Below are 18,432 nucleotides of genomic sequence, written 5' to 3'. Positions count from 1 at the left end.
TTAGAACTTCGTTCTTGGAGGCGTTCACTTGAACTCGTCGGAATCCAGCATGTCAGAATCATTTATGGATGCGACACTCACCTCGCAGTTGGTGAGCGAGTACTATGGCCAAATCGCTAGAGAAGATGTCGCGGCGTTTACGCCCGACGAGCTCGAGGCGCGAGTAGCCGCACACTTGGAAATCGGATATGGCCGCGACGTTGATACGGCCAATGTATCTATTACCCGCAACAATGGTGTTTCGGTGGTACATATCGTCACCGACGATATGCCGTTCTTGGTTGATTCGGTCACCGCGGAGCTGGTCCGGCTTTCAGCCCCAATTCAGCTCGTCGTGCACCCGACTTTCGTGGTCTCCCGCGATCGAGACACCGGACTGATCAAAAAGCTGTCGCACACGGGGTTGCAGCACGTTGCCAGTGGCGATACGGCTGCCCTGTCGGATCTAAGCACGCTGACCTCGATCGACACCCATACCAAGGTTGAATCCTGGATTTCGGTAGAAGTCGCACGCGACCTCTCCGACGATGAAGCAGTGACGATCGTTGAAAATTTGCTGAAGGTCCTTGCCGACGTGCGGGTTGCCGTGCAGGACTGGCCCGCAATGCTGGATCGTGCAAAGAGCATTGCCCAGACGCTGCCGCAGACCGCCAACGCAGGCGAGATTGCCGATCTCGATCAGGCGGTAGAGCTGCTGAACTGGATGTCGGACGGTCGTTTCACCTTCTTGGGCTACCGCGACTACTATCTGACCACGGAGCACGGAGAAGACGTACTCGTTGCCCGTGAAGGAAGCGGGCTAGGGCTCATGCGATCCCTGGAGGACCAGGGCCCACAGCACCTGACCAAGCGTGGCCGCGCGACGGCCCGCGACAAGCGCGCATTGATCATCACGAAAGCGAACTCGCGTTCCACCGTGCACCGCGGAGTCTACCTGGACTATGTGGGGGTTAAGAGCTTCGATGCCAGCGGCGAAGTCAATGGTGAGCGTCGCTTCATTGGGTTGTTTGCTACCAAGGTGTACACCTCGAGTGTGAAAACCGTACCGGTGGTGCGTGAAAAAATCGAAGCGGTCCTGAAAAGTACCGGATTCGCCCGAGACTCGCACTCCGGCAAGGACATCGTCACGATCCTAGAGTCCTACCCGCGCGATGAAATGTTCCAGATCTCGGTAGACGACCTGACCGAAATTGCATTAGGCATTCTGCGTCTGCAAGAGCGTCGCCGCACCTCGGTCTTCCTGCGCACTGACTCCTACGGGCGCTTTGTGACCGCAATGGTGTATCTGCCACGCGACAGGTTCTCCACCGATGTGCGACAGCGTATCGAAAAAGAGCTGGATTCCAGCTTCAATCCGGTGTCCACCGAATATGAAGCGCAGCTCGGAGCCGGCGCCTTGGTCCGGCTGTTCTATCGACTTCGCCTTCAGCACCATGGGTTGACCCCGGTGGTGGATCGCAAGGCGTTGGAGAATCGAATCGCCAAGGCAGTTCGCTCCTGGAACGACGCGATTACCGACACCGCACGGAATAGTCTCGAACCGGGCGAAGCCAACCACCTGGCCAATTCGTGGGCCGGCGCATTCCCTGCAGCGTACAAGGTGCAATTTGAGATTGAAGATGCACTGGCCGACATTGATCTGCTGGAGGAGCTTGATGCTCCGGATCAGCAAGGACCAGTCGTTTCCTTCTACGATGCTGCCAATGACGAAGATTCCGCTGTCACCAAGCGAATGAAAATCTTTGTAGACCGGCCGTTGCTGCTTTCAGGGATCCTGCCCGTACTGCAGGATTTGGGCCTTGATGTGGTTGATGAGCGCCCTTATGAGCTGAACCCCGAAGGCATCGGCGAGCGGTACATCTATGACATGGGGCTGAAGGTTGATCCAGAAATCGACTTCGCCACCATCGAAACCAAACTTGCCGACGCGTACTCTGCCGTGGTTCGCAACGCCGCCGAATCGGACAAGCTCAATGCGCTGGTGCTGTGTGAAGGGTTAAGCTGGCAGGAAGTCGCCATGCTTCGTGCCTACGCGCACTACCTTTTGCAGCTTGGCATTTCGAATTCCACCGGATTCATCGCATCGACCCTGGTCAACAATGCGGCAGTGACACACGGTATCGTCGATTTGTTCCATGCCACCTTCGATCCTTCGCTCTCTGCTGCGGCTTCAACTTCGGCACGGGATCAGGCTCTGGCACAGATCGACGAAGCACTTGAAAATGTGCCTACCTTAGACGCGGACACGCTGCTTCGCCGTTTCGTAAAGGTCATAGAGGCTACCAAGCGGACGAACTACTACACCGAACGTCTCGCGCTGGCCTTCAAGCTCGCACCCGAAGAGATTGACTTTGCCCCATTCCCACGGCCAAGGCATGAAATGTGGGTCTACTCGCCACGTGTCGAGGGTGTGCATTTCCGGTTCGGTGCGGTTGCCCGCGGTGGCCTGCGCTGGTCCGATCGTCGAGAGGACTTCCGCACCGAAGTGCTGGGTCTGGTCAAGGCGCAGATGGTCAAGAACTCGGTGATTGTGCCTACCGGAGCAAAGGGCGGTTTCTACGCCAAGCAGCTACCTAGTCCGGCAGTAGATCGGGCAGCTTGGATGGAAGAAGGCAAAGCCTCCTACCGCATCTTTATCCGGACCTTGCTGGATTTGACCGATAATCTGGTCACCGATGAAAATGGCGAGCACGTCGAGTCACCAGCTAATGTGGTGCGCCACGACGGGGATGACACCTATCTGGTAGTGGCTGCGGACAAGGGCACAGCAAGCTTCTCAGACATCGCCAACTCGATTTCGCAGGAGAAGGGCCACTGGCTGGGTGACGCCTTCGCCTCGGGTGGCTCCGTAGGCTATGACCATAAAGGCATGGGCATTACCGCCCGTGGCGCATGGGAATCGGTCAAGCGCCACTTCTTCGAACTTGGTCTGGATACTCAGCGTGAAGAGTTCACCGCTGTAGGCGTTGGCGACATGTCAGGCGACGTCTTTGGCAATGGACTACTGCGCACCCGTACCGTGAAGCTGGTCGCCGCATTCGACCACCGCGACATTTTCCTAGATCCAAACCCGGCGCCGGAAGCCTCCTTTGTCGAGCGCCAGCGGCTATACGATCTTCCGCGCTCCAGCTGGGCAGACTACAACAAGGAACTGATTTCCGAAGGCGGCGGAGTCTACTCCCGCAGCTTGAAGTCGGTCCCGATTAGCGTGCAGGTACGCGAAGTCCTGGGCTTGGACCCCTCGGTCACTAAGCTGAGCCCAAACGAATTGCTCAAGGCGATTCTGTCGGCACCAGTTGACCTGCTCTACAACGGCGGCATCGGAACCTATGTGAAATCCAGCGCCGAAACACACGCACAGGTGGGCGATCGCGCCAACGACGCGATCCGTGTTGATGGCGGCGCAATTCGCGTCAAGGTCATCGGCGAGGGCGGAAACCTGGGCATGACGCAGCTTGGCCGCATCGAGGCAGCCCGCAATGGCGTTATCCTCAATACCGACGCCATCGATAACTCTGCCGGTGTAGATACGTCGGACCGTGAAGTCAACATCAAGATCTTCGTAGACCGGCAGATCAAGGCGGGAAAGCTCACCGCTGAAGAACGCACCGATTTCTTGTTGTCGATGACGGACAATGTGGGCGACCTGGTGCTGCAGGCCAATTTTGATCAGAACGTGCTACTGCTGAACGAAAAGCATGCAGCCAAGGTCTGGGCTCCCGCCTACGAGCGACTGATGCAGTGGCTGGAAAAAAACGCTGATCTGAATCGTGAGCTGGAGTTCCTGCCAAGTAGCGACGAGCTGGAACAGCGCAAGAGCGCTGGTGAGATGATGACCGCGCCGGAGATTTCGGTGCTGGCCGCCTACGCCAAAATTCAGCTCGCGCATGCGCTGGCTGAATCCGATCTGGCGGATGATCCGTACTACGTAGCGACATTACGCCGCTACTTCCCGCAGCAGCTAGTGGATCGCTTCGGCGATCAGCTGGAAACTCACCCATTGCGCCGGGAGATCATTGCGACCGTTGTTGCCAATGACATCATCAACATCGGTGGGGTCACCTATGTCTTCCGTGCCATGGAAGAAACCGGTGCAAACGAAGTCCAGATCGCCAAGATGTTCACCGCGTTGCGTGAAATCTATGGTTTCGACCGGCAATTCGCTGCGATCAACCTCCAACCCGCTGGTACGGAGGTGGCGTACTGGGGAAGACAGCATCACGACATGCGTCGCTTGCTTGATCGTACGACGCGTTGGTTCATCAACCGCGTTGATCAGCAGCAGCCGGTCGAAGAAATCGTAGGCAACTATGAACCGATCGTCAGCGAGTTGCGCCAGAGCCTGCCGACGCTGTTGCGCGGGTCGGATCTCGAACGTTACAACGCATGGCAGCTTGATGCGATCAGCAATGGGATCGACGAGCATCGAGCAAGCATGTGGGCCTCTCAGTTCGAATCCTATACATTGTTGGATATCGCCGAACTGGTTGGTCGTACCGAGTATTCGGCACAGCAGGTCGCCGAGACCTACTTCGTGTTGTACAACCAGTTTGGCGCCGACGATTTGCTCAATCGGATCACTAAGCTGCCGCGTTCGGATCGTTGGCAGGCGTTGGCCCGTGCAGCAATGCGTGACGACCTGTATACGACACTCATTGATCTGACCTTGAACGTGTTGGACAACGGTGCGGAGATTGCCGGTCCGGCAGAGCGTGTTGCAGCTTGGGAAGAAGCAAACGCGGCTAACCTTGATCGTGCGAAGACAATGTTTGCTGAAGTAAACAGCCTCGGACGCGACGACATGGCGTCGCTGTCTGTAGCCCTTCGCCTTCTGCGTTCCATCGTCCGGAGGTAACACCCCCTAATGGCCCTCATCACCGAGCAACTCCGTCAACAAGCAAACCTCGGGCCCGGTGATGAGGACTGGCTCCACCTGCTGGTGGGGGACTGGCAACTGATCTCAGATCTGGCGTTCGCTGATCTTGTTCTTTGGTTCCCCACCGGCGACGGGTCCTATGTCGCGCTTGCGCACGTACGGCCTTCTACCTCCCACACCGTATTCCACACGGACTTTGTGGGAGAGCGGATCCGTAGAGATTTGCGACTCATGGTCGACCAGGCCTGGGACAGCCAACGCGTGCAAAAATCTGCCGAGCAACCAAGCGCTGATCTGATTTCCGGATTAACTTCGGTCCAAGCCATTCCCTTGGTGCGCCAGCACCGCCCTGTTGCCGTGATCACCTCACACTTTGATCCAAATCAGGCACGTACGCCCTCGAACCTGGAACTCGTGTACCGGCAGAGCGCCGAGGACCTTCTCACCATGGGAACCCGCGGGCTGTGGCCGGACTTCGCAAGCCCTACCGGCTCACGCCGCGGCGCGCCGCGTGTCGGTGATGGATTCATCAGGCTCAACGTCAACGGGGTGGTCGAATACGCCAGCCCGAACGCAGTGTCGGCTTTCCGCCGGCTAGGGGCGGCCGAAGTTCTTCAAGGTCAACCGCTCGCGGATCTCACTATGGCCCTGGTCAGTGACCGGCGCGTTGTCGATGAGACGCTACCACTGGTGCTGCAAGGCAAAATGCCTTGGCGTACCGAAGTCGAATTTTCCGGGGTCACCCTGTCTCTTCGTGCAATCCCGCTTCGAGACGAATCGAAACGTTGGGGTGCCCTAGTGCTTTGCCGTGATGTCACTGAGCTCAGACGTCGCGAGAAGGAACTTGTCACCAAAGACGCGACGATTCGCGAGATTCACCACAGGGTAAAAAATAATCTGCAGACCGTGGCGGCTCTATTGCGCATGCAATCGCGGCGGATGAACTCAGTCGAGGGTCAGCAAGGACTCGAACAGGCTATGCGGCGCGTTTCAACTATCGCATCGGTTCACGATTTCTTGTCCAAGGGCCTGAACGAAACCGTCAAATTTGATGACCTGATGGATCGTCAGTTCCGGCTCATTGTCGAAATTGCCTCTCCGGGTCAGCGCGTTGCTACGCGGCGCGAAGGCGAATTCGGAATGCTCGATGCCGATTTGGCCACACCACTGTCGTTGGTTATCAACGAACTGGTGACAAACGCGGTGGAGCATGGATTAGCTAACAGGGATGGCGAAGTTGGACTCCTCGCGAATCGGTACCGCGGACATGACGGTAAAGATTGGCTGCGCGTGGTGATTCAAGATGACGGACATGGCCTGCCAGACGGTCCACGGCGTGAAGGTTTGGGATTGCAGATCGTGCGCACCTTGGTCACCAGCGAATTATCTGGTGAAATCCAGTGGGTGCAATCTGAACCGCAAGGAACAAAGGTTGTCATAGAAATGCCGCTACACCGCAACCGGCGCGAGCAGTACACGGCATAGGCGAAGAAGTAATTTGTTAAAGAGTAGTGGGGGGCAAGTTCCTAAAGAACTTGCCCCCACTACTCTTTGGGTTTAGCTGTACTGCTTCATCAAAGATTTGACGCTCGCGACGTAACGCTTGGTGTCTTCGAACATCCCGTACTTTCGGACTCCTCCGAGTCCTTGATAGTACGAAGCAATTGCATCATCCAAGCTATCGGTGTTATCCAGATTGAAACGGATCGTGGCCACGCCAGCAGCGACATTGTCCTGTGGCTTCAGCAAATTCAGATCGCGTCCGAGCCGGGACGACATCCACTCGCCGGTGCTCGGAATAACCTGCATGGCGCCCAAGGCGTTGGCGGGGGAGACTGCACGCATGTTGAAGCCAGATTCCTGCATGGCGTGTGCCATGGCAAGTGCAGGGTCAACACCCATGCTGTTAGCGGTCGAACGGATCATGGCTTTCATTTCATCACGGCTTGGGACCGAGACGGAATCTAAGTAGTTCTTGTTCTGATTGGCATCATTGACGGTGGCATCCGGATAGGTGCGCCCCTCAAAAGTATTGCCGATCTTGCGGTCTTCCTTCTTCTCGACATTGCCGTTTGGCTGTACCGAGGAACCGGAGACCTTGAGCTTTTCACCAATCTTCAGCGGAGATTGGGTGCTTACCTGCGGGTTCAAGTTAAGCAGCGCCGACAGCTTCATATTGTGCTGGCCAGCGATACCGCCGAGCGTGTCACCGCTCTTGACGGTGTAGGTTGCGTTGCCGGACTTCTTCGGTTCGCTCTTCTTCTCAGAATTTTTGGAACTCGAAGATCCACCAGAAACGATTAGTTTATCGCCGGGAAAGATGTGCTTGCCGGCGCTGATGTTGTTCTTGCTCAACAGGGCCGAGAGGCTCATGTTGTGCTTGACTGCGATGCCACCGAGGGTGTCGCCGCTCTTGACCGTGTAAGTAGAAGAGCTTGAACCTGAGTTTTGGTTCTTGCTTTCGCTCTTTGGCGAAGAGGACTTGGAGCTGCCCGAAACGGTGAGCTTGTCGCCTGGGAAGATTGGCTTCGAAGCTGAAATGTTGTTCTTGCTCAACAGGGCTGAGAGGCTCATGTTGTGCTTGGCTGCGATGCCACCGAGGGTGTCGCCGCTCTTGACCGTGTAGGCAGAAGAGCTTGAACCTGAGTTTTGGTTCTTGCTTTCGCTCTTTGGCGAAGAGGACTTGGAGCTGCCCGAAACGGTGAGCTTGTCGCCTGGGAAGATTGGCTTCGAAGCTGAAATGTTGTTCTTGCTCAACAGGGCTGAGAGGCTCATGTTGTGCTTGGCTGCGATGCCACCGAGGGTATCTCCGCTTTTGACCGTGTAGGCAGAAGAGCTTGAACCTGAGTTTTGGTTCTTGCTTTCGCTCTTTGGCGAAGAGGACTTGGAGCTGCCCGAAACGGTGAGCTTGTCGCCTGGGAATATCAGCGAGCTAGCAGAGATATCATTCTTGCTCAGCAACGAAGACAAGCTCATATTGTGCTTCGCGGCGATTGCCCCAAGCGTATCGCCATTTTTGACCGTGTATGACGAGCTTCGAGTGCTCTGGGACTTTGACTTCTCCTGTGATGAGGAAGCACTGCCCGGAACCTTAAGAGTCTTTCCGGCAACAATAACGTCGTTCTTGAGATTGTTGAGTTTCTTCAACTCGGAGACGGAAGTGTCATACTCCCTGGCAATGCTCCACAACGACGAGCCTGGCTCGACCTTGATTTCCTTGATGCTGCGTTTAGCAGGAAGTCCCATAGTCGAAACACGAGAAGCGAGCAGATGCGCCTTGATATGGTCTTCAGCGATCTTGACGGTCTCTGGTGAGACGCTTTTTGGCGATAAGGAGTTTGGGCTCAGAGTCAATGGAACAGGAGCCGCCTGAACTGCGGGGGCTAGGGCCAGGCTGCCGATCACTGCGGCAGGTATAGCCGCGCCTGCTACGACGCCTAGCGCATGCTTAGCTGCATAGCTCGATTCGTGTGGCATGGGGTCAATCCTCAAATCAGGGGTGTAGGTAACAACTTTCACTCGAACGATGCTAGGTAACGGCACCAATGTTGTTCATGTGGCAATTGTTATCAAAGTGATACATGAAAATTTACACTACTACTGTGGCGCATGGAAACCATTGTGGCTCGTCGGGATTAAAGTTTCTGCACCGTTCACTAATTTGTGGGAACCTTTAGAGGTGAATGAACTTCAAAAAACCGTTGGCCAGTGGCTAACCCTGCCGGACCTAGCCGAAATTCTTGACGTCGATATTCGACGTGTCCACCGCATGCTCGATGAGCGCGCTATCATTTCCGTACGGATCGGTGAGCGTCATGTGCGGTCAATCCCCGCAGACTTCGTTCTTGACGGCGCTGTAGTGGAGAGCCTCAAAGGAACCCTGTCGGTGCTTCAAGACGCCGCATATTCGGATGAAGATGCCATCAAGTGGCTATTTACCGAAGATGAGTCGTTGCCAGGAACACCAATGAATGCCTTGCGCACCGGACGAAAAACCGAGATCCGTCGTCGTGCGCAAGCCCTCGCCTGGTAGGCCCTTCGACAAGACCATAAAGTCTTTATAAAAGAGAGGTCTCGGCCACGTCAACGCATTGGACGTGGTCGAGACCTCTGTTATTTTCCTGAGACCCTACCTAGATCGCGCATTACGCTGACTCACCGAGTAGTACCTCGTTCAAGGCGATTGGAGTTCCAGGAGGATTCGGTGGCGCTTTGCTCAGCTAGCAATCTTTGAAGTAACGGGTTCTTGGAGGCGCGAAGAGTTCATTTGCTTCGCTTAGTGACTGCATCGCTGAGATAATGCATTCCGGCCAAAGGAAGCGGAGCGACATCGATGCGTTCTAGTGCTGCCAGTGACTGCGTAGTCAGATCGCTGATACTGGACTCGGTTTCCCGCAGCGCGCCAGACGCCCGCAAAATATTGCTCATTTTGGCAACTTCCACATCGCTTAAGTTTTGGGCACCGAGGCGAGTTTGGATAAACTCGCGTTCCTCCGGGACGGTTAGCGCCAAGGCATGAGCAATCAATTCGGTGCGCTTTCCTTCGCGAAGGTCATCGCCAGCAGGTTTTCCGGTGACCGATGGATCGCCAAAAACTCCGAGAACGTCATCCCGTAGTTGGAAGGCTTCACCCAAAGGCAAAGCGAAAGCACTATAGCTTTCCAAGAGTTCGTCTCTCGCATTAGCCAATGCGCCACCAAGCAAGAAGGGATTCTCCGTCGAGTATTTTGCGGACTTGTATCGAACGATGGTGCGAGCGCGCTTAACTGCCTCGGCCGGATCGTAGGCAGAGCCAGCGGACTCTTCAAGAACGTCCAGATATTGTCCCGCCATGACTTGCAGCCGCATCTTGTTGAAGATCGCCCGGGTGCCTGGCGTTAGGCTGTCAATCCCGGCAAAGACTTCCTCACTCAGAGATAGGCACAAGTCCCCGGTGAGGATGGCGCTCGCTACGCCGTACTGTGCTGCGTTCCCAGTTAATCCGAGCGAAGAATGCTGGGCCTCAAAGCGCTTGTGTACGCTCGGTTTGCCTCGACGAGTATCTGAGTTGTCAATAATGTCATCGTGGATGAGCGCGGCACCCTGGAAGAGTTCTAGAGCTATGCCCAGACGAACAATATTCTCGTCGTCGGGCTGACCTCCAGCCCCGAGAAACCCCCAATAGGCGAATAGCGGACGAAGCCGCTTTCCGCCACGAGTAAGATCTTGAATGCTGTTGACGATTTCCGTGGCGCTGGCAGTAATCTGAGCAACTTCTTCGCTTTTTGACGACAAGAAGTCTTCCAGGCGATGAGCGACCGCATCGGTGTACGTGCGGCTCACCTCCCCGGCTTCTGACACGAGGGCTGACAGAGATTCAGACGGCGACATGCAAAACCATTTTCTAAGCGTGAACTGCTAACGGATAGTTTCAACTCTACCGTTATCTTTATGGGTTGCTAGCAGAGCGCAGAATGGCCCCATATTGGATTGCTAACACTTGCCAGCCATCCGTCGGTGACGCTCACTAGACTGTAGATATGTCAGTCTTGGAAAACCGCGCGATCTTGCATGTGGATATGGATGCCTTTTTCGTGTCTGTAGAGCTGCGCGAGCGTCCCGAGTTAAGGCATGAACCGGTGATCGTCGGATTTCCAAATGGCCGAAGCGTAGTCTTATCCGCATCCTATGATTGCCGGGCACGCGGGGTGCGATCGGCTATGCCGATGAGCCAAGCAATCGCCTTGATGCCGCAGGCAACGATTATCGAACCGCAGCATGGGGTGTACTCTGCGGTTTCTGCCCAGATCATGAACTACTTTGAGACTATTACGCCTTTGGTTGAGCAAGTAAGTATCGACGAAGCGTTCCTTGACGTCACCGGAAGCATGAGGTTGCTCGGTGGCCCGGTCGCGATCGCTCACCGAATTCGCGCCCACCTGGCCGAGGAATTGAATCTACCCTCCAGCATCGGCATTGCTCGAAACAAGTTTGTCGCAAAACTTGCCTCTACGCATGCCAAGCCCAATGGGCTGATCGTCGTCGCACCAGAACGAACCACGGAGTTTCTGCATCAATTGCCAGTATCGGCGATGTGGGGTGTCGGGAAGAAAACTGGAGAACAACTTCACGCGTTGGCGATCGAAACTATCGAGCAATTAGCCGACGAGCCCCAATCACGTATGATCCAACGTTTTGGTGAACACGGCCGTTCCTTGCACCTGCTGGCCCATGGCATCGATAACCGAGCAGTTCAGACCACTAGGGAAGAAAAGAGCATTTCTGCCGAACATACCTTTGCCGGCGATATTGCGGACCTCGAATTGCTGGAAGAAGAATTGCTCAGACTAGGACACCGGATAGGCCAGCGGCTTCGCGCCTCCAATAAAGCCGCATCCGCAGTGGGCCTCAAACTGAAATACCAAGATTTTACTGGCGTAACACGATCCCGTACTTTGGCCGCGCCAACAGACTCGTCTTCCGCAATAAGTCAAAGTGCCATCGAACTATTGCGTCGGATGACTCCGTTGCCGCAGCCGGTACGGCTTGTGGGAGTGAAGGCAGAAAGGCTAAGCGACCCTGAGTTGGGCATTCAGCTCAGTTTGGATCCAGCGGAGGGCAAAACCCGCGAAGCTGAGAGGGTTGCGGACGAAATAAGCCAACGATTCCCTGACTCCGGATTAGCTCCGGCCCGCTTCCTTCGACCCAAAGAAAAATAGCTTTAATCGGCGTAGCTATGAAGTTGCCTGAAAGAGCTGAAGATCAACTAGCAGGGTAGCGGTAAAAGAGACTATCCTAATAAGTAGGTAGCAAATACCGATTGGAACGTTTCCAAGTGGTTGTGCGTTATACCTGTAGGCGGTGGATGACCGCTACAGCAGTGATTGGAAGGAGAAGACGATGCCGCTATCAGAGCACGAGCAACGTCTGTTGGAGCAGTTGGAAAAGCAGCTGCACGAAGACCGCCGCTTCGCCTCCAGTATGAAAGCTCCAGCTAGCAGTGGTCGCCTTTCAACGCGCAACATTGCACTCGGCGCGCTTCTGGTCATAGTTGGGCTTGCTGGTCTAATTTATGGCATTTCGCAGCAGCTCATCATCGTGGGTGTTGTTGGTTTCGCCGTCATGTTCGGTGGGGTACTGCTGGGCCTGGCCAAGTCTGCAGCAGGCAAGGTTGGTGGTGCGAAGGCGCCAGCCGATTCAAAATCATCCGGCCCGGGAAACTCGCAGTTCATGAGCGGTCTGGAAGAAAAATGGAATCAGCGCAAGCGGGACCAATCCGACGGCTAGAATCCTTATTTACGAGGTGTAACCCTTTATTGGGGTTGCACCTCTTTTTCTTTTTAACGGTCTTTTCAACCGTCGACACGCGCTACGTCGATTCTCGGCAGATTCCTAGGAAACACATTCTCACCGCTTCCTAACGATTCCCCACTTTCCTCCCCGTCTCCCTCCACCGCCCTCCCCATTCGCCCAAAAGGCCCGAAAGTAGCGGTATCTCGGTAATTTCTTGGTCGAATTTCGAGGTGCGCACGTTCTCGCCCCTGGAGCCCTCCACAATGCATGCTGGGAAAAACCCGCCAAAACACGGCATTTTTTATGTCCAACCCCTCGCGAAAACGGTTGGATTGCGTTGACAGTGGAGGGTTGTGGAGTAAAGTGGAGTGCAGTAGAGGGAATTGGGGTTTCCAGCCACTTCACATGAAAGGCGGTGTGCATGTTCCTTGGAACTTACACGCCCCGACTTGATGAAAAGGGCCGGCTGATTCTCCCCGCAAAATATCGTGACGATCTGTCTTACGGACTCGTATTGACCCGTGGGCAGGAGCGCTGCATTTATGTTTTCAGCCAACGAGAGTTCGAGAAGCAGCATGAGCAATTAGCTCAGGCATCGCTTACCTCGCGTAAGGCGCGAGACTATGCACGTGTTTTCTTGTCCGGAGCTTCCGACGAAGTGCCGGATAAGCAAGGACGAGTCACGATTCCTCAAGTATTGCGAAACTATGGAGACCTTGACCGTGAAGTGACGGTCATTGGTGCGGGCAACCGCATAGAAATTTGGGACTCCACGGCATGGCAGCAGTACTTGCAGGAACAGGAAGACGTATTTTCCGAAACGGATGAAGACTAAGGCTCCAACAGGAGCCGGTTTACATCCACATCAGGTAAGAGCGCTGGGTTGAGATCTCCAGCCACCTTCAGGGGGACTTGCTCTGGCTCCACTTCCCCGGAGCCAGATCGACGATCGCCGTTACAAGGTTGGAGGGGGATCTGAATCCAGCGAACACGACGATAGCGAAAGGGGGCGCAGTGCCGAATCAAGATTCTCAACGACCCGCATCGGAACGACACGTTCCGGTATTACTGGATCGATGTGTCAATCTCTTGGCACCGGGCATCGAACGCGCCAACGCCGCCGGACGCAAGGCAATCGTCGTGGACTGCACTTTAGGAATGGGCGGGCACTCCGAAGCCATTCTCCAGCGCTTCGACAACCTCCACTTGATCGGCCTCGACCGCGATGAACAAGCCCACGAGCTTGCAGGTGCACGGCTCAAGCCCTACGCCTCGCGCGTTGATTTGGTTCATGCGGTGTACGACGAAATTTCAGATGTTGTCGAAGACCTCGGCTACCCGGGAATCGATGGTGTCCTCTTTGATCTGGGCGTCTCGTCGCTTCAATTAGACGAACGCGAACGCGGATTCGCCTATTCCTACGATGCACCATTGGATATGCGAATGGACACCTCGGTAGGTCCAACTGCCGAAGATCTAGTCAACGACTTGGACCGTGAAAAGCTGCTGCGCATCATTCGGCAGTGGGGTGAAGAGAAATTCGCGGGTCGAATTTCCACCGCAATCGTCGAAGCCAGGGATAAAGAACGAATCACCACCACCGCCCAACTGGTGGACGTGATCCGAACAGTCGTTCCAGCTGCTGCCGCTCGTACTTCCGGCCACCCGGCCAAGCGGACCTTCCAAGCGTTGCGTATTGCGGTCAATGAAGAACTCGATGTACTGGAGCGGGCTATTCCTGCCTCAATGTCTTCATTGAATATTGGTGGTCGAGTGGTCGTGATGAGCTATCACTCGCTGGAAGACAAGATCACCAAACGTCACTTCGTGAAGGGCTCAACTTCCTCCGCGCCACCGGGCTTCCCGGTCGAGCTGGAAGAGCACAAGGCTGAATTCAAGGTTCTGACTAAGGGCACCGAAAAGCCGAACGAAGCAGAAATTGCAGAAAACCCACGCGCTGCATCGGCCCGCTTACGGGCGGTCGAAAGAGTTCTGAAAAGGAGCTAGCCATGAGCCAACGAGCCCAACGTCGAGTATTGAAGACTGCCGCTATGACCGCACAGCCGGTTGTAGAAGGTAGTGCCGCTCGCGATGTTCGTCCGGAGCCGGTGGCGGCGAGCGAACTGGCTGGCAATGACCCTCGGCAGCGTGTGACGCTCTCGCTCGTTCCTCGAATGAACGAGACGAATAAACGCTCAATGCTCGTCATGGTAATCGCTTTAGTCCTGCTGGCCTTCGCGGTTATGGTCACGCTCGTTTTCATGAATACCTCGGTCGCGCAGCGCCAGTACGACATCGTCTCCTTGCGAAACCAAGAACGCGCGCTCTCTCAGGAGAACCAAGCGTTGTTGAAGGAAGCCCAGTCGTTGTCCGCTCCACAGGCGCTCGCCAAGGAGGCCAAAGCGATAGGCCTGGTGGCTCCGGGAGCACCGGGTCTCGTCGACCTATCAGACAACAGCATCAAGAAATCAGCCGACAAGGCCGTCACTGCAGAAGGAAACGCCGCAAATTATGCGACGCTCCCGTTGCCAGGACAAAGCATCCGCGAGAAGGCTGACACGAAAAAGAGCGAGTCGAAGGCTCCTGCTCCCACCGTGGGGCAGAATTCCAAGGACGAATCCAAAACCTCTAATGAGGCATCGGATTCCAAGGACTCCACGAAGTCCGAGGCGAAGGAAGAGGCGGCAACTCGCAAGGTCGCTGATGACGGGCGTCCGGTCTTCAACGACAGCGAGCTCAACGGCGGCACGATCCCGGCACCAATGATCAAATCCCCGACGAACTAACTTTCGCTTTCTAAGCTAGGACTACGGCGGTAATTCTCGCTGTCAAGAAACCACGTTGAGGGGACTGAGTATCACCGTGAACTCGACCGCACTGGAAACCGCAAAAAAGCGCATGCGCTTTTTGCTGATCCTATCTTTGGCAGCACTCCTGGCGATTGCTGGTCGGCTATTTTGGGTGCAAGGCATCAACGCTTCCACCGTCGCCGACGCCGCTCAGGCCGATCGTCAGCGCGAAGAAATCATCGCGCCGACTCGCGGTTCAATTGTCGATCGCAAGGGAACCTTGTTGTCGGTCAGCGTGGATCGATACGACCTGGTGATCGATCAGCGTGATCAACGAGATCAAATCCGCCGCGCCAAGCGTGATGGGACTAACGGCAGCGAGTTCATCGGCTGGGACCAGGCGATCCAGGAACTTGCGGAAATTCTTGAGCAGAACCCCGAAGACCTTGCCAAATCGGTTCAGCCGCAGGATGACGCCAAGCCCAAAGGCTACGTGGTTCTTGCCAAGGGAGTCACCCCAGAAGTCAAGAACGAAGTCATGGAAGTTGGCATCCCTCGTCTGACGCCATTACTGCGCAGCGAAAGGCAATATCCGCAAGGCGTCATTGCCGGACCGTTGCTTGGCTTTGTTCGCAATTCCGAAGACCAGACCACCGTGGTCGGCGCCGAAGGGCTCGAACTGAGCCAAGAGGAGCATCTGAAGGGAACCAACGGCAGCCGCAAGATCGAGGTGAGCGCCGACGGCGTGCGCATCCCGGTCACCGAAGTCGAAGAAACTCCCGCGGTCAATGGCCAGGACGTGATGCTCACCATCGATTCCGACGTGAACTATGTGGCCCAGCGTGAAGCCGAAAAGAAGCAGAAAGAATTCAACGCTGAATGGGTTTCGGTCGTCGTCGAAGAAGTGAAGACCGGCAAGATTCTTGCCATCGGCGACTCTGCCCAGCTGGATCCCAACGATCCGGGAGCCACCGACCCGGAATTCCGGCGTTCGGTGGCCATCACCCGTGCCTTTGAACCAGGCTCCACAGGCAAAGCCGCCATCTTCGCCGCGGCGATAGACCAAGGTGCGGTGACTGCGAAGACCGAAATGCGCGTCCCGAACAAAGTGACGGTCACCAGAGAGACGATCCACGACTCGTTGCCGCACGCCACCTATGACATGACCGTGGCCGGAATCTTCGCCCGATCCTACAACACCGGCACGGTGATGGTTGGCAATAAGCTCAGCAACAAGGAACGCTATGACTACATGCGCAAGTTTGGGCTGGGCAGCCCGATCTACCTTGGTCTGAATGGTGCCAGCGCCGGTCAGCTGGCAAAACCCGAGAATTGGGACCGACGCCAGCAGTACACCACCATGTTCGGCCAGGGCTATTCCCAGACGGTGCTGCACACGGCATCGATCTTCCAAGCCTTGGCCAACGGCGGCGAACTGATTGCTCCAAGCCTCATCGAGGGGTACAAGAACGAAGACGGCAGCATCACCAAACCTGAAACCCCGAAAACTACCCGAGTTGTGAAAAAGACGACATCTAAAGAGATGCTCAAACTCATGGAAGGTGTCGTGGAATCCGGCACCGGTACTAAAATGAAGATACCGGGCTACCGGGTAGGCGGAAAGACCGGTACCGGCCAGGCCGCCAGCGACAAAGGCTACGACGGATACAGCTATTCGTTTGCCGGCGTAGCACCACTGGATGACCCGCAATACGTTGTGGTGGCAACCATGTACCGTCCACAAGGCAGCTGGAAGAACTTTTCGGTCGCCGACACGTTCACCGAGGTGATGAGCCACGTGCTCAACACCTACAACGTGCCGCCAAGCTCCACTAAATCTGAGTCGTACGACGTCTTCGTTGGTAAGGAACAAAAGAAACCTTGGTAGTCCAGGAATCAGGCACGCCACGCGAGCTGGAACGTTATTTACGACCCCAATCGGTCAAGGGAATCAGCTTTGACCGGCTCTGCGTGACGGTTGCCGCAACTGCAAAGGACCGAGGTACCGGGCTTAATCCGCACATTACCGGTGTGAGCCTGAACCCGCAGATCGTTCAGCCGGGAGACGTGTTCCTAGCGATTTCGGGTGCCAAGCGGCACGGAGCCGAATTCCTTGCGGCTGCGCTCGAACACGGTGCAGTTGCCCTGATCACCGATCCTGCCGGGCTGGAGTTCTTGCCAGCCGAACTGTCAATCCCGGTAGCAGTGGTGCCGAACGTCCGGCAGATAGCCGCCCAAGCCGCTAGCAGCGTCTACGGCACAGATACACGCTGCCCACAGCTGCTCGCGGTCACCGGCACCAATGGCAAAACCACGACAAGCTACATGATTCGCGCGATAACCGAGGCCCTGGGCAGGCACTCAGGCCTCGTGGGCACCATCGAAATGTCTGCTCGCGGCCAGATCATCCCCAGCGTGCTGACCACGCCCGAGGCCACCCAGCTGCATGGTGTCCTGGCGCGGATGCAGGAGCAAGAAGTCGCCACCGTGGCCATGGAAGTCTCCAGCCACTCACTGAGCTATGGCCGAGTGGACGGACTTCGATTTGCGGTCTCCGGATATACCAATCTCACCCAAGACCACTTAGACCTGCACGGTTCGATGGAGGAGTACTTCCAGACCAAGGCGAAGCTGTTTAACTCGCAGCATAGCGAACGCGCGGTGGTGATGGTAGACGATCCGTACGGCCAGCGCTTGGCGGAGCAGGCCCTGATCCCCACCGAATCGCTGAGCCTCGACGCTGCCAACGGGACCGCCGACTGGATAGTCACTGACCTTGCGCCTAGTGCGCTTGGACATAAATTCTCCATCGTGCACCGCGACGGGCGAACCCTGCATGCGCGTACCGGGCTGCCGGGCCTATTCAACGTCGCCAACGCGGCGCTGGCCACGCTCATGGTGCTTAGCAGCGGAGTTGACCTCGATACGCTGCAACAGGTGCTGGAGGAGTTCGAACCGTTGTCCGTGTCGGTTCCCGGACGCATGCAGGTGATCGGCGAAGCCCCGGTTGCCGTGGTGGACTTCGCGCACAATTCCGACGCACTGGCTAAGGCTCTGGACTCGGTACGCACCGGAGATCAGGGCCGGCGGATCATCGTCTTTGGCGCCACCGGTGAACGCGACAAGACCAAGCGGCCGGACATGGGCGCGGTAGCCGCACGCCACGCCGATATCGTCATCGTCACCGACGACGACCCACACGGCGAAGACCCCGCACCGATTCGCGAGCAAGTCGCATCCGGAGCGCGCGCTGTCATCGAAGGCGAACGCCGGCAGGTGCAGCTGTTCAACATCGCGCCACGCGCTAAAGCCGTAGAGTTCGCTGTGAGTTTGGCGGGGGTCCAAGATGCGATCCTCATCGCCGGTCGTGGACACGAAGTCAGCCAAGACGTAGCGGGAATTGACGTTGCCCTCGATGACCGCATCGAATTGGCCAACGCCCTAAAACTTCATGGATTTGTGACCATTTACTAGCTCACAGAAGTCCTCGACCAC

12 protein-coding genes are annotated in these 18,432 nt (G+C 56.1%); 10 read left to right on the top strand and 2 right to left on the bottom strand.

The genetic code is table 11. The annotated features are described in order from the left end of the window. Nucleotides 1-49 precede the first annotated feature (49 nt). Both CQ017_RS03135 and CQ017_RS03130 read left to right on the top strand, forming a co-directional pair. Nucleotides 50-4,855 carry an NAD-glutamate dehydrogenase gene (locus CQ017_RS03135; protein ID WP_258133472.1) on the top strand — a complete coding sequence of 1,602 codons (4,806 nt, stop codon included), beginning with the start codon at nt 50-52 and terminating at the stop codon, nt 4,853-4,855. Between the two features lie 9 nt (nt 4,856-4,864). Next, nucleotides 4,865-6,361 (top strand): sensor histidine kinase, encoded by a 1,497-nt coding sequence (locus CQ017_RS03130; RefSeq protein ID WP_105552443.1) that lies wholly within the window; start codon nt 4,865-4,867, stop codon nt 6,359-6,361. 72 nt (nt 6,362-6,433) lie between these two features. On the opposite strand, the gene CQ017_RS03125 is transcribed toward CQ017_RS03130, so the two are convergent. Further along, a complete protein-coding gene (locus CQ017_RS03125; RefSeq protein WP_105552442.1) occupies nt 6,434-8,353 on the bottom strand; it encodes a lytic transglycosylase domain-containing protein in 1,920 nt (639 codons plus the stop codon). A 202-nt stretch (nt 8,354-8,555) separates the two neighbouring features. On the opposite strand from CQ017_RS03125, the gene CQ017_RS03120 reads away from it, so the two are divergent. Next, on the top strand, nt 8,556-8,909 hold the full coding sequence (locus CQ017_RS03120; protein ID WP_096286571.1) for an Rv2175c family DNA-binding protein: 354 nt from the start codon (nt 8,556-8,558) through the stop codon (nt 8,907-8,909). A 230-nt stretch (nt 8,910-9,139) separates the two neighbouring features. Here CQ017_RS03120 and CQ017_RS03115 read toward each other — a convergent pair whose 3' ends face one another. After that, complete coding sequence (locus CQ017_RS03115) at nt 9,140-10,198, bottom strand: polyprenyl synthetase family protein (protein ID WP_258133471.1); 1,059 nt, start codon at nt 10,196-10,198, stop codon at nt 9,140-9,142. A gap of 197 nt (nt 10,199-10,395) precedes the next feature. Between CQ017_RS03115 and dinB the strand changes: the two genes are divergently transcribed. The 7 genes from dinB (at nt 10,396) to CQ017_RS03080 (ending at nt 18,411) form a co-directional block, all read left to right on the top strand. Then, entirely contained in the window at nt 10,396-11,574 is a 1,179-nt protein-coding gene (dinB, locus tag CQ017_RS03110) for a DNA polymerase IV (protein ID WP_181148229.1), read from the top strand. A gap of 142 nt (nt 11,575-11,716) precedes the next feature. Further along, nucleotides 11,717-12,142, top strand: coding sequence for a DUF3040 domain-containing protein (locus CQ017_RS03105; protein ID WP_308729549.1), 426 nt, complete (start codon nt 11,717-11,719; stop codon nt 12,140-12,142). Nucleotides 12,143-12,569: 427 nt separating this feature from the next. Further along, a complete protein-coding gene (gene mraZ, locus CQ017_RS03100) occupies nt 12,570-12,983 on the top strand; it encodes a division/cell wall cluster transcriptional repressor MraZ (protein WP_105552439.1) in 414 nt (137 codons plus the stop codon). 179 nt (nt 12,984-13,162) lie between these two features. Then, on the top strand, nt 13,163-14,155 hold the full coding sequence (gene rsmH, locus CQ017_RS03095) for a 16S rRNA (cytosine(1402)-N(4))-methyltransferase RsmH (protein ID WP_105552438.1): 993 nt from the start codon (nt 13,163-13,165) through the stop codon (nt 14,153-14,155). 2 nt (nt 14,156-14,157) lie between these two features. Further along, nucleotides 14,158-14,934 carry a hypothetical protein gene (locus CQ017_RS03090; RefSeq protein ID WP_146112413.1) on the top strand — a complete coding sequence of 259 codons (777 nt, stop codon included), beginning with the start codon at nt 14,158-14,160 and terminating at the stop codon, nt 14,932-14,934. Between the two features lie 76 nt (nt 14,935-15,010). Then, nucleotides 15,011-16,825, top strand: a complete 1,815-nt coding sequence (locus CQ017_RS03085; RefSeq protein ID WP_258133470.1) for a penicillin-binding protein 2 — start codon at nt 15,011-15,013, stop codon at nt 16,823-16,825. Then, nucleotides 16,819-18,411, top strand: coding sequence for a UDP-N-acetylmuramoyl-L-alanyl-D-glutamate--2,6-diaminopimelate ligase (locus tag CQ017_RS03080; RefSeq protein WP_105552436.1), 1,593 nt, complete (start codon nt 16,819-16,821; stop codon nt 18,409-18,411). Before CQ017_RS03085 ends, CQ017_RS03080 begins: the two co-directional genes overlap by 7 nt. Nucleotides 18,412-18,432: the final 21 nt, after the last annotated feature.

The sequence above is a fragment of the Arthrobacter sp. MYb224 genome (genome assembly GCF_002975455.1).
Lineage (GTDB): Bacteria > Actinomycetota > Actinomycetes > Actinomycetales > Micrococcaceae > Glutamicibacter.
This window is presented reverse-complemented; position numbering and strand designations above follow the sequence as displayed.

Coding starts and splice junctions, on each gene's coding strand:
- dinB (WP_181148229.1), top strand. CDS start 10,396: ATGTCAGTCTTGGAAAACCGCGCGATCTTGCATGTGGATATGGATGCC.
- CQ017_RS03090 (WP_146112413.1), top strand. CDS start 14,158: ATGAGCCAACGAGCCCAACGTCGAGTATTGAAGACTGCCGCTATGACC.
- CQ017_RS03125 (WP_105552442.1), bottom strand. CDS start 8,353: ATGCCACACGAATCGAGCTATGCAGCTAAGCATGCGCTAGGCGTCGTA.
- CQ017_RS03130 (WP_105552443.1), top strand. CDS start 4,865: ATGGCCCTCATCACCGAGCAACTCCGTCAACAAGCAAACCTCGGGCCC.
- mraZ (WP_105552439.1), top strand. CDS start 12,570: ATGTTCCTTGGAACTTACACGCCCCGACTTGATGAAAAGGGCCGGCTG.
- CQ017_RS03135 (WP_258133472.1), top strand. CDS start 50: ATGTCAGAATCATTTATGGATGCGACACTCACCTCGCAGTTGGTGAGC.